The following is an 11,454-nucleotide window of genomic DNA, read 5'->3' as shown; positions in this document are numbered from 1 at the left end:
GGGGGGGGGGGTGGGGGGGGGGGGGGTGGGGGGGGGGTGGGGGGGGGGGGGTCGCGCCGTGCCCCGCGGCCCCCGGGGGGGGCGCGAGCAACCCCCACGCACCCGCACCCGCAAGTCGCCGGCGACAACTCGTGAGAGCTTCCGAAGCCCCGGCCCCCGCGCCGGGGCTTTCGCCGTTTTCGTGCACCCGCTGTCCAAAATATATCCCCGGATTCCGGTCCGCCGTCGGAAATTCCGGCTCATTGCAATAGAGTCACGGAACGGGCGCCACTCGGCGGCGTTTCACGGGGATTAAGGCGGAGGTCGGTCATGCGTATTCCGGCGCACTCGGTATGCACGGCGATCCGGGACGACATCGTCGCGGGTGTCTACGAGCGCGGCAGCCGGCTCACCGAGGAACTGCTGGCCCGCCGCTACGGGGTCTCGCGTGTGCCGGTCCGCGAGGCCCTGCGCACCCTGGAGGCCGAGGGGTTCGTGGTGACGCGCCGGCACGCGGGCGCGTGCGTCGCCGAACCGACCGAACAGGAGGCCGCCGACCTGCTGGAGATGCGCATGCTCCTGGAACCGCTCGGTGCCCAGCGGGCCGCGCAGCGCCGCACCGAGGCCCATCTCAAGGTGCTGCGCGGACTGGTCAGGCTGGGCCAGGAGCGGGCCAGGCGGGGCAACAGCGAGGACCTGCGCTCCCTCGGCGGCTGGTTCCACGAGACCCTCGCGCAGGCCTCCGGAAGCCACGCACTGACCTCGACGCTCACCCAGCTGCGGCACAAGATCGCGTGGATGTACACGGTGGAGACGCCCGTCAACCCGGCGGAGTCCTGGACCGAGCACGGGGCCATCGTGGACGCCGTGGCGCGCGGTGACGGCGAGCGGGCCCGCGCGATCACGGCGCTGCACACCGAGCGCTCGACTGTCTCCCACCGGCTCCGCTTTTCCGGCGCCACCGAACGGGCGAACGGTGTGAGGACTTCGCAACATCCCGTAAACATGTCGGGCCTGCGGCATTAACACGCGCGCCGTATACAAAGAGGTGTTATTCGGCGGGGCTTGTTTTCCGTGCCCCAATTCGTGCGCGCCGAGAATTGGCGGTCGCACTTCTTTCGTGTGTCCGCGTTGTGTCCGCGTTAAAGCCGGGTGTCAGAATCTTCACCAGCTCGGGGCCGGCCCCTCGCAAAGCGGTGCGCGGCTCTGTCGTAAAGCCGTGCGCGGCCCTGTCGTACAGCCGTGCGGGGCTCTGCCCGGAAGCGGCGGGGCCGCGCCGACCCGGTGGGAGTCGGCGCGGCCCTGGACGTGCGGTGCTGGGTGCTCAGACGGTCTCGGGAAGCTCCTCGAGACCCTCGGCGACCAGCTTGGCCAGGCGGTCGAGGGCGGCGTCCGCGCCCTCGGCCTCGGAGGCGAGGACCACTTCCTCGCCGCCCTGGGCGCCCAGCCCCAGGACAGCCAGCATGGAGGCCGCGTTGACGGGGTTGCCCCCGGCCTTGGCGATCGTGACCGGGACGCCTGCGGCCGTGGCGGCTCGGACGAAGATGGAAGCGGGGCGGGCGTGGAGGCCCTCGGCCCAGCCGACGTTGACGCGGCGCTCAGCCATGTGATGCTGCCCTTCGGTGTTCAGGGTTGTCTAGACCAGTTTTCCATATCGTGAAGCATCCCCGGAGCGGACATCCAGTCCCTCCGGCGGTGTCGCCGGACCGCGGCCTCGGCCCGGCTTCCGTCCTCCACAGACTGCCTCGCGCCGTTGTCGGACGCGAGCCGTACTCTGGGGCCCATGCAGACCCCGGCGGACCCGCAGGACCGGCACGAGTACCCGTCCCACTGGGAGGCTGACGTGGTGCTGCGCGACGGCGGTACCGCGCGCATCCGGCCCATCACCGTTGATGACGCCGACCGCCTGGTCAGCTTCTACGAGCAGGTCTCGGACGAGTCGAAGTACTACCGCTTCTTCGCGCCCTACCCCAGGCTCTCCGCCAAGGACGTCCACCGCTTCACGCACCACGACTTTGTGGACAGGGTGGGACTCGCGGCCACCGTCGGCGGCGAGTTCATCGCAACCGTACGCTATGACCGCATTGGCGCCGACGGTACGCCCGCCTCCGCGCCCGCCGACGAGGCCGAGGTCGCCTTCCTCGTCCAGGACGCCCACCAGGGGCGGGGTGTGGCCTCGGCCCTCCTTGAGCACATCGCGGCCGTCGCCCGCGAGCGCGGGATCCGCCGCTTCGCCGCGGAGGTGCTGCCCGCGAACACCAAGATGATCAAGGTGTTCACGGACGCCGGCTACACCCAGAAGCGCAGCTTCGAGGACGGCGTCGTCCGCCTGGAGTTCGACCTGGAGCCCACCGACCGCTCCCTCGCCGTGCAGCGCGCCCGCGAGCAGCGCGCGGAGGCCCGCTCGGTACGGCGGCTGCTGGCCCCCGGTTCGGTGGCCGTGATCGGCGTCGGCCGCGCGCCCGGCGGCGTCGGCCGCAGCGTCCTCGGCAACCTCCGGGACGCCGGGTACACCGGCCGTCTGCACGCCGTGAACCACGCCTTCCCGGACGACGTCAAGGAGGTCGACGGAGTGCCTGCGCACCGCTCGGTGCGGGACGTCGACGGCCCCGTGGACCTCGCGGTGGTAGCCGTCCCCGCCGAGCGCGTGCCCGACGTCGTCGCCGAGTGCGGCGCACACGGCGTCCAGGGACTCGTCGTCCTCGCCTCCGGCTACGCGGAGAGCGGCCCCGACGGCCGCGAGCGCCAGCGCGCGCTCGTCCGGCAGGCGCGCACGTACGGCATGCGCATCATCGGCCCCAACGCCTTCGGGATCATCAACACCGCGGACGACGTCCGGCTGAACGCCTCCCTCGCGCCCGAGATGCCACGCCCCGGCCGCATCGGTCTGTTCGCGCAGTCCGGCGCCATCGGCATCGCCCTGCTGTCCCGGCTGCACCGGCGCGGCGGCGGGGTCACCGGCACCACGGGCGTCTCCACCTTCGTGTCGTCCGGCAACCGCGCGGACGTCTCCGGCAACGACGTCCTGCAGTACTGGTACGACGACCCCGAGACCGACGTCGTCCTCATGTACCTGGAGTCCATCGGCAACCCGCGCAAGTTCACCCGGCTCGCCCGGCGGACGGGGGCCGCGAAGCCTCTGGTCGTGGTGCAGGGCGCCGGACAGGCCCCGCCGGGCCACGCGGTGCAGGCCACGCGGCTGCCGCACGCCACGGTGTCCGCGCTGCTCAGGCAGGCCGGGGTGATCCGTGTCGACACGATCACCGAGCTGGTCGACGCGGGGTTGCTGCTCGCGCGGCAGCCGCTGCCGAAGGGGCCGAGGGTGGCGATCCTCGGGAACTCGGAGTCGCTGGGGCTGCTGACGTACGACCGGTGCCTGGCCGAGGGGCTGCGCCCGGCGCGCCCGCTGGACCTGACGACCGGGGCGACGGCGGCGGACTTCCACCGGGCGCTGTCGCGGGCGCTGGCGGACGAGTCGTGCGACGCGGTGGTCGTCACGGCGATCCCGACGATCGGGGAGGGGACGGTGGGGGACGCGGAGCTGGCTGAGGCGCTGCGGTCGGCCGCCGAAGAGGTTCCGGGGAAGCCGGTGCTCGTGGTGCACGTGGAGCTCGGGGGACTGGCGGAGGCGCTTTCGGCCGCCGGCCGTACCGCACCGCACGCCGATCCGACGGCAGCCGGCACCGGTGGCGGTGCCCGCCCTTCCCCCCTCTCGGCTTCGCTCGAGCGGGGGGACCCCCGTCGCCCTGCGGAGCGCCCGCCCGTCGCGGTGACGCCGGGAGCGAAGGCGCCGTCCGGCACGCCGCCGCGGTCCCCGGATGCCGCCCCCCACCCTTACTCCCGCCTCATCCCCGCCTACCCCGCGGCCGAGCGGGCCGTGCGGGCGCTCGCCGAAGCGGTGAAGTACGGGCAGTGGCGGCGGGAGGCCGCCGACCCCGGGAAGGTGCCCGAGTACGACGACATCGACGAGAGGGGCGCCGCCGAGCTGATCGGCGCCCTGCTCGAACGCGGCCAAGGGCTCACCCTCGGCGTCGAGGAGACCTGCCGGCTCCTCGGCACGTACGGCATCGGCGTGCACCGCGCCCTGCCCGCCCCCACCCCCGATGCCGCCGTCGAAGCCGCCGGCGCCCTCGGCTTCCCCGTCGCCCTCAAGGCCACCGCACCGCACCTGCGGCACCGCGCCGACCTCGGCGGAGTGCGCCTCGACCTGGCGGACGAAGAGCAACTGCGCCGGGCGTACGACGAGTTGTGCGAGCTGTTCGGGCCGCCCGAGGAGCTGCGGCCGGTGGTGCAGCGGATGGCGCCCCGGGGCGTGGACACCGTCGTACGGGCCGTGATCGACCCCGCCGCCGGAGCCGTGGTCTCCTTCGGCCTCGCCGGAGCCGCCTCCCAGCTGCTCGGGGACATGGCGCACCGGCTGGTCCCGGTCACCGACCGGGACGCGACCTCGCTGGTGCGTTCGATCCGGACCGCGCCGCTGCTGTTCGGCTGGCGCGGCTCGGCCCCCGTCGACACGCCCGCCCTGGAGGAGCTGCTGCTCAGGGTCTCCCGGCTGGTCGACGACCACCCCGAGGTGGTCGCGGTCACCCTGGAACCGGTCGTGGTCGCGCGGCAGGGCGTGAGCGTCCTGGGCGCCACCGTGCGCCTGGCGCCACCGCCGGCCCGCGACGACCTGGGCCCGCGTACCCTGCCCGCCTATTGACCGCGCACCGGTCGCCGGGCCACCGGGGCGAACGAACGTCCGCACCCCCCGGCGGCGTTCGACCCGGCCGCACCCGCCCGCGCCGGCGCCGGGCCCGACCCTGCGCGACTGGCCCGTGCCCCCTTGACCACGGATTAGGATGGACGCCATGGCCAAGACCAGTACGACGACCCAGGGGCTGCGCGTCGCGATCGAGCGCAGCGGCTACTACCCGGCCCTCGTGGCCGAGGCGGTGGAGGCCGCCGTGGGCGGCGAGCCGATCCGGTCGTACCTGGTCCACCAGGAGACTACGTTCGACCAGAACGAGGTGCGGCGGCACGTGACCGTGCTCGTGCTCACCGGCAACCGCTTCATCGTCAGCCACACCGACGAGCAGGCCGCCGACAGCACCTCCCCGACCCCGTACGCGACCACCTCCACCGAGTCGGTCAAACTCGGCCGGATCTCGTCGGTCGTGGTCAGCCGGGTCGTGGCCAACCCGGAGCAGTACACGCCGGGCACCCTGCCCCGCGAGATCGTGCTGACCATCGGCTGGGGCGCCGTCTCCCGCATCGACCTGGAGCCCGCCGCCTGCGGCGACCCCAACTGCGAGGCCGACCACGGCTACACCGGCAACTCCACGGCGGACGACCTCAGCCTGCGGGTCAGCGAGGCCGGGGACGGCCCGGAGACGGTGCGCCAGGCGCTCGCCTTCGCGCAGGCCATCTCCGAGGCGACCGCGGACGTCACCCGCTGATGGCCTACGCCGCCTGGGACCATCCCGAACCGCTCGCCCTCGGTTCCGCGCCGCTGCCCGAGTACGGCAGCGGTTCCCTCGCCGACCTGCTGCCCACCCTGGCCGCGGGCATGGCCGTACCTGGCACGACCGCGTCGATCACCGAGCTGACGCCCGCCGACCGCAACTGCGTCTTCCTGATCGACGGGCTGGGCTGGGAGCAGATCAAGGCCCACCCGGACGAGGCACCCTTCCTCACCTCGCTGCTCGGCAGCTCACGCGGCGGCACGGGCCGGCCGATCACCGCCGGCTACCCGGCGACCACCGCGACCTCCCTGGCCTCCGTCGGCACCGGCCTGCCGCCCGGCGCCCACGGCCTGCCCGGCTACACGGTCCGCAACCCGCAGACCCAGGAGCTGATGAACCAGCTGCGCTGGCAGCCCTGGACCGACCCGGCCGCCTGGCAGCCGTACCCCACTGTCTTCCAGCTCGCCCAGGACGCCGGCGTGCACGCGGCCCAGGTCTCCTCCCCGCACTTCGAGCACACCCCGCTCACCAAGGTCGCGCTCAGCGGCGGAACGTTTCACGGGCGGCTGACCGGAGAGGAGCGCATGGACCTCGCGGCGGAGCAACTCGCCGCCGCCGACCGCTCCCTGGTGTACACGTACTATGCCGAGCTGGACGGCGCCGGGCACCGCTACGGCGTCGCCTCCGACACCTGGCGTGGCCAGCTCATGCACGTCGACCGGCTCGTCCAGCGGCTCGCCGAACAGCTCCCGGCGCGCAGCGCGCTGTACGTCACCGCCGACCACGGCATGGTCGACATCCCGTTCGACGAACAGCACCGCATCGACTTCGACGAGGACTGGGAGCTGCGCGCCGGCGTCGCCCTGCTCGGCGGCGAGGGACGGGCCCGGCACGTCTACGCGGTGCCGGGAGCCGTGAACGACGTCCTGACCTGCTGGCGCGAGGTGCTCGGCGAGCAGTTCTGGGTGGCTTCGCGGGACGAGGCGATCTCGGCGGGCTGGTTCGGCCCGCCGGACCGGTTCGACGAGCGGGTGTACGACCGGATCGGCGACGTCCTCGCGGCCGCGCACGACGACGTCCTGATCATCGCCTCCGAGCGGGAGCCCAAGGAGTCGGCGATGGTCGGCAACCACGGCTCGATGACCCCCGCGGAGCAGCTCGTGCCGCTGCTCGAAGTACGCTCCTGACGCCCTGCCCCACCACCGCCCGAAAGGTGCGCACCTCCCCATGCCCGAGCTGGTGTTCTTCTCCGGAACGATGGACTGCGGGAAGTCGACCGACCTGCTTGGGTGTTCGCCGTCGGTCGGCGGTTCCGTGGGCGGTGTCGTCCCGCATCGTTCCCGCACGGTCGGTGCTGGATGTGTCTGTTCTCGTCCGTCCGGGAAGGCCTCGGTCCGCTGATGTCCGAATTGGTGTTTTTCTCGGGAACGATGGACTGCGGGAAGAGTACTTTGGCGCTACAAATCGGCCATAACCGGTCGGCCAGGGGGCTTCAGGGTGTGATTTTCACGCGGGACGACCGCGCGGGTGAGGGGAAGCTGTCGTCGCGGCTGGGGTTGGTGACCGACGCGGTGGAAGCGGGTCCGGGCCGGGATCTGTACGGCTATGTGGTGGAGCAGCTGTCGCGGGGTGGCAAGGTCGACTATGTGATCGTGGACGAGGCGCAGTTCCTGGCGCCGGAGCAGATCGACCAGCTGGCCCGCATCGTCGACGATCTGGATCTGGACGTGTTCGCGTTCGGTATCACCACCGACTTCCGTACCCGGCTCTTCCCCGGCTCCCAGCGGTTGATCGAGCTGGCTGACCGGCTGGAGACGCTGCAGGTCGAGGCGATGTGCTGGTGCGGTGCCCGGGCGACACACAACGCGCGGACGGTGGGCGGGGAGATGGTGGTCGAGGGCGAACAGGTCGTGGTCGGAGACGTGAACCGGCCGACGGAGGACGTGGGGTACGAGGTGCTGTGCCGGCGCCACCACCGCAGGAGAATGACGAGTGCCGCGGCTCGTGCAGGGGCGCTGTCCCCCGATGTGCTGCCGGTCGCGTCGACCTGACGTCGGGTTCGGCGACCAAGAGAAATGCCGGGAAAGGCGGAAGTGCCGGCCTTGCGCAGCCCCGTCACCGTGCGGAACTGCTTGCGTGACGACGACTGCCGGTCGCTTGCCCGGCGCTTTAGGTCCGTCAAGGACTGGCTGTCGCAACGTCGTCGGGCACCGCTGCCCGCAGGCGGAACGACCCCCGTGGCCATGCCGGCCGGACAGGACGGTACCCCCGATGCGTGACACGACCGGAGAATCAGCGACGCCCCGCCAGGCGGGGCGGCCGGACCCCGGGTCGGCAGGTACCGCGGCGCAAGCCCTGTACCGCTTCCTCACCGCCGAGGCCGCCGACCGGGAGCATCTCGCGCCGCGCGTGGTCGCCGCCGTGGGCCGCGCACGGCTCGACGAGATCGTGGACGTCACGCTCGCGCGCATCGGAGACGTCACCCGCATACGCGACAGCCGCGACGGCCTGGTGATCGAGGGCACCACCGGCCGAGCCCTCGCCTTCGCCGTCAGCCAGGACGGCCTGCGACTCGACGAGCTCCTGATCCAGCCGGGAGCGTACCGGCCACCGCGCCTGCGCATCCCGCCGCAGGTACGCGGAGCGTTCGGGTGGATCGTCTTGGCACTGTTGCTCGTCCTGCGCATCGAAGCGTGCTGGGAGGCGCCTTCCCGCATCGTCTGGTGCGGAAGGGTGCTCATCGTCGTGGCCGGCTACGTGGCCCTGGAAGGCCGGTTCACCCCCGCTCGGTTCCCGTGGTGGATCCGCCGGCCCGTGGAGGCCGGGGCGCTCGTCGCTCTTGCCTCCGCGTGGTGCCTGCCCGGGCTGCCCGTCTCCGGTGGCAATGCCGCCGAGCCCGTCGTGGGCCTCGTCCTGGTCGGCGTCTTCGGCGCGTTGCTCGTCCGGGCACGACGCCACCGCTGGGGAACGGCCGTCTCCCGCCCCCTCGTGTTCCCCCTACGGGGCGGCAGTTGGTACATCGCGCAGGGCGGAGGGCGCGGCCTCAACCATCATTTCGCCTTCCCCGAACAGCGGGGTGCCCTGGACATACTCCAGGTCGGCCCCGGCGGTGCACGGGCGCGCCACCGCGCCCGAGGCGACCGCGCGGGCGGCAGGAACATGAGCTATCTCGTGTACGGGCAGCCCGTGCACGCCCCCTGCGACGGGACGGTCGTCTCCGCCGCCGACCACATCGACGACCAGGAACCCGGCCTCATCCGCTACCAGCCCCGTTACGGCAACCACGTGTGGATCGACACGGGCGCCGAGATCGTCAAGCTCGCCCATCTGCGCCCCGGCACCGTGACCGTGGCCAAGGGCGACACCGTGCGCGCCGGGCAGGTGCTCGGCGAGGTCGGCAACTCGGGCAACAGCACCGAGCCGCACCTGCACATCCACGCCGAACGCGACGGCGTCGGCCTCGACCTGGAGTTCGAGGGGGTCTCGGGCCCGCTGTGCCGGGGCCGGACCGTCCGCTCGTAGACCACACCACGCCCTTCATCACGGCAGTCGGCCCTCCGGCCCGCACGGACGACGTGCCCGGGCCGCCTCGTCACGTCCTGCGCGTCCTCGGGTCTACGCGTTCGGCATCACCACCGACTTCCGCTCCAGACTCTTCCCCGGCTCCCAGCGGCTGGTGGAACTGGCCGACCGGGTCGAGGTGCTCCAGGTGGAGGCCCCGTGCTGGTGCGGCGCCCGCGCCACCCACAACGCCCGCACGATCGACGGCGAGATGGTCGTCGAGGGCGCCCAGGTGGTCGTGGGGGACGTCGACGAGTCGGCCGGCAAGGCCGGTTACGAGGTCCTGTGCCGCCGCCACCACCGCAGGCGCATGACCAGCGCCACGGCCCGCGCGGCGGCCCTCTCCCCGGACGTACTGCCGGTCCTGTAGGGCGGCGGTCCGGTAGGACGGCGGTCCCGTAGTGCGGGTCCGCGCCGGCGCCGGGTCAGCGCGGGCTCTCGATCACCGAGAAGACCGCGCCCTCCGGGTCGGCCACCGTCGCGACCCGCCCGTGCGCGCTGTCCCGGGCCGGCTTCAGCACCTGCCCGCCCAGCTCGGCGACCTCACGCAGGCTCGCGTCCGCGTCGGCGACCTCGAAGTACGTCAGCCAGTGCGGCCCCCGCTCCCGGGGCAGCGAGAGGCCGACGCCGTGGACGCCGGCCACCGGGCGGCCCTCGACGTGCAGGGTCACGTAGTCGAAGCCGGCGGAGACCACCGGCTCCTCCTCGTAACCGAACACCGACCCGTAGAACTTGGCGACGTTCGACGTCTCGAAGGTGAGCAGTTCGTCCCAGACGGGCGTGCCCGGGACGCCGGTCAGGGAGGTGACCAGGTGGGCCGAGGCCTGCCAGATGCCGAACACCGCCCCCGAGGGGTCGCAGGCGATGGCCATCCGCCCGGCCTCCGCCGCGTCGAGCGGGCCGACACCCACCGTGCCCCCGCACAGCCGGGCCGTCTCCGCCGTAAGGTCCACGTCGTCCGAGGCGAAGTACGGGGTCCAGGCGATCGGCAGCCGCAGGTCCGGCGGCAGCTGCCCGATGCCCGCGACCTCCCGGCCGTCGAGCAGGGCCCGCACGTAGGGGCCGAGCTGCTGGGGTCCGGGCTCGAACTCCCAGCCGAACAGGGCTCCGTAGAACTCTTCGGTCGTGGTCAAGCCGTGCACCATCAGACTCACCCAGCAGGGGGTGCCGGGCGCGCGCCGAGCGTGCGTGCCGCCGTTCGCGCCCGCCGATCCCCGTACCTCGGTCATCGTCACTCTCTCCTCGGCCCCTCGCGGTGGCCGTGTCGCTTCCGCTGTCCGGACCGGCTGTGCCGCAGCCGCGGACACGCCCCGTGCCGTTGCTCGCACCGTCCGTGGCGCCCTGCGCCCACGGCTGTGCCGCGGCGTCGCCGCGAGACGTCCGTGGCACGGCGTCGCCGCGAGGATGCCTGATCTGCCGCTTCTCGCCCTTTTCCGGCCGATTGCCGTCGGGTGTCCATCAGCTGTACAGCACGTGCCCGATCCCGTACGCCGGGTGATCGAGCCTGTCCGGCCGAGCAGAGTAGTCGTACCTGGACGATGCGGCCACCCCTGGCGTAAGGATGGGGCCATGGAAGCCATCATCACCGCAACCGAACTCGCCGACGCCCTGACCGGGCCGACCCCGCCCGTGCTGCTGGACGTCCGCTGGCAGCTGACCGCGCCCGGCACCCCGCCCTTCGACGGCCGGGCGGCCTACGCGGCCGGGCATCTGCCGGGTGCCGTCTATGTGCACCTGGACGGCGAACTCGCCTCGCCGCCGGGCGAGAAGGGCCGGCATCCGCTGCCCGACCTGGCCGTCTTCGGCGCGGCGATGCGCCGCGCGGGGGTGTCGGCGGGCCGGCCGGTCGTGGTCTACGACGGCGGACAGGGCTGGGCGGCGGCGCGCGCCTGGTGGCTGCTGCGCTGGACGGGTCACCCGGACGTGCGGGTCCTCGACGGCGGGTTGCCGTCCTGGAGGGGCGCTCTTTCGACTGACGTGACCGAGCCGGCCGAGGGCGACTTCGAACCGGTCCCGGGTGCGGCGCGGTTGCTCGACGCGGACGGGGCGGCGGCGCTGGCTCGCTCGGGTGTGCTGCTCGACGCCCGCGCGGGGGAGCGCTACCGGGGGGACGTGGAGCCGATCGACCGGGTCGGCGGTCACATCCCCGGCGCGGTGTCGGCGCCGACCGCCGAGAACGTCGGCGCGGACGGCCGCTTCCTGTCCGCCGCCGAACTCCGCGACCGCTTCAAGGGCCTGGGCGCCGCCGAGGGGGCCGAGGTGGGCGTGTACTGCGGCTCGGGTGTCTCCGGGGCCCACGAGGTGCTGGCGCTGGCCGTCGCGGGCATCGAGGCGGCCCTGTACGTCGGTTCGTGGTCGGAGTGGTCCGCCGACCCGTCCCGTCCGGTGGCGGTCGGCCCCGACCCGCTGTGACGGCAGCCGCGCAGCAGTCGTACGGCACGGCCAAGCAGGGGCGCGTGCGCACGGCGAT

General features: G+C 73.0%; 9 protein-coding genes and 1 pseudogene. 8 read left to right on the top strand and 2 right to left on the bottom strand.

Annotated elements, in window-relative coordinates:
• Positions 1 to 309 precede the first annotated feature (309 nt).
• Complete coding sequence (locus tag AB0M11_RS40065; protein WP_365713675.1) at positions 310 to 1,005, top strand: GntR family transcriptional regulator; 696 nt, start codon at positions 310 to 312, stop codon at positions 1,003 to 1,005.
• A gap of 298 nt (positions 1,006 to 1,303) precedes the next feature.
• Here AB0M11_RS40065 and AB0M11_RS40060 read toward each other — a convergent pair whose 3' ends face one another.
• Entirely contained in the window at positions 1,304 to 1,585 is a 282-nt protein-coding gene (locus AB0M11_RS40060) for an HPr family phosphocarrier protein (protein ID WP_365713674.1), read from the bottom strand.
• Between the two features lie 177 nt (positions 1,586 to 1,762).
• Here AB0M11_RS40060 and AB0M11_RS40055 point away from each other — a divergent pair, with 177 nt between their 5' ends.
• The 6 genes and pseudogenes from AB0M11_RS40055 to AB0M11_RS40030 all read left to right on the top strand — a co-directional run.
• A complete protein-coding gene (locus AB0M11_RS40055; RefSeq protein WP_365713672.1) occupies positions 1,763 to 4,681 on the top strand; it encodes a GNAT family N-acetyltransferase in 2,919 nt (972 codons plus the stop codon).
• 139 nt (positions 4,682 to 4,820) lie between these two features.
• Positions 4,821 to 5,417 (top strand): DUF5998 family protein, encoded by a 597-nt coding sequence (locus AB0M11_RS40050; RefSeq protein ID WP_123973540.1) that lies wholly within the window; start codon positions 4,821 to 4,823, stop codon positions 5,415 to 5,417.
• Positions 5,417 to 6,610, top strand: coding sequence for a nucleotide pyrophosphatase/phosphodiesterase family protein (locus AB0M11_RS40045; RefSeq protein ID WP_365713671.1), 1,194 nt, complete (start codon positions 5,417 to 5,419; stop codon positions 6,608 to 6,610). The genes AB0M11_RS40050 and AB0M11_RS40045 overlap by 1 nt, the downstream gene beginning before the upstream one ends.
• A gap of 213 nt (positions 6,611 to 6,823) precedes the next feature.
• On the top strand, positions 6,824 to 7,474 hold the full coding sequence (locus AB0M11_RS40040; RefSeq protein ID WP_365713670.1) for a thymidine kinase: 651 nt from the start codon (positions 6,824 to 6,826) through the stop codon (positions 7,472 to 7,474).
• Between the two features lie 220 nt (positions 7,475 to 7,694).
• Complete coding sequence (locus AB0M11_RS40035) at positions 7,695 to 8,945, top strand: M23 family metallopeptidase (protein ID WP_365713668.1); 1,251 nt, start codon at positions 7,695 to 7,697, stop codon at positions 8,943 to 8,945.
• Positions 8,946 to 9,036: 91 nt separating this feature from the next.
• A pseudogene (locus AB0M11_RS40030) lies at positions 9,037 to 9,354 on the top strand (thymidine kinase); the annotation flags it as partial.
• Positions 9,355 to 9,409: 55 nt separating this feature from the next.
• On the opposite strand, the gene AB0M11_RS40025 reads toward AB0M11_RS40030, so the two are convergent.
• On the bottom strand, positions 9,410 to 10,213 hold the full coding sequence (locus AB0M11_RS40025; RefSeq protein ID WP_365713666.1) for a VOC family protein: 804 nt from the start codon (positions 10,211 to 10,213) through the stop codon (positions 9,410 to 9,412).
• Positions 10,214 to 10,553: 340 nt separating this feature from the next.
• Here AB0M11_RS40025 and AB0M11_RS40020 point away from each other — a divergent pair, with 340 nt between their 5' ends.
• Positions 10,554 to 11,396 carry a sulfurtransferase gene (locus AB0M11_RS40020; RefSeq protein ID WP_365713664.1) on the top strand — a complete coding sequence of 281 codons (843 nt, stop codon included), beginning with the start codon at positions 10,554 to 10,556 and terminating at the stop codon, positions 11,394 to 11,396.
• Positions 11,397 to 11,454 lie beyond the last annotated feature (58 nt).

Source organism: Streptomyces sp. NPDC051987 (assembly GCF_040680735.1).
Lineage (GTDB): Bacteria > Actinomycetota > Actinomycetes > Streptomycetales > Streptomycetaceae > Streptomyces.
The sequence above is the reverse complement of the archived record's forward strand: the minus strand, read 5'-3'. Positions and strand labels throughout refer to the sequence as shown.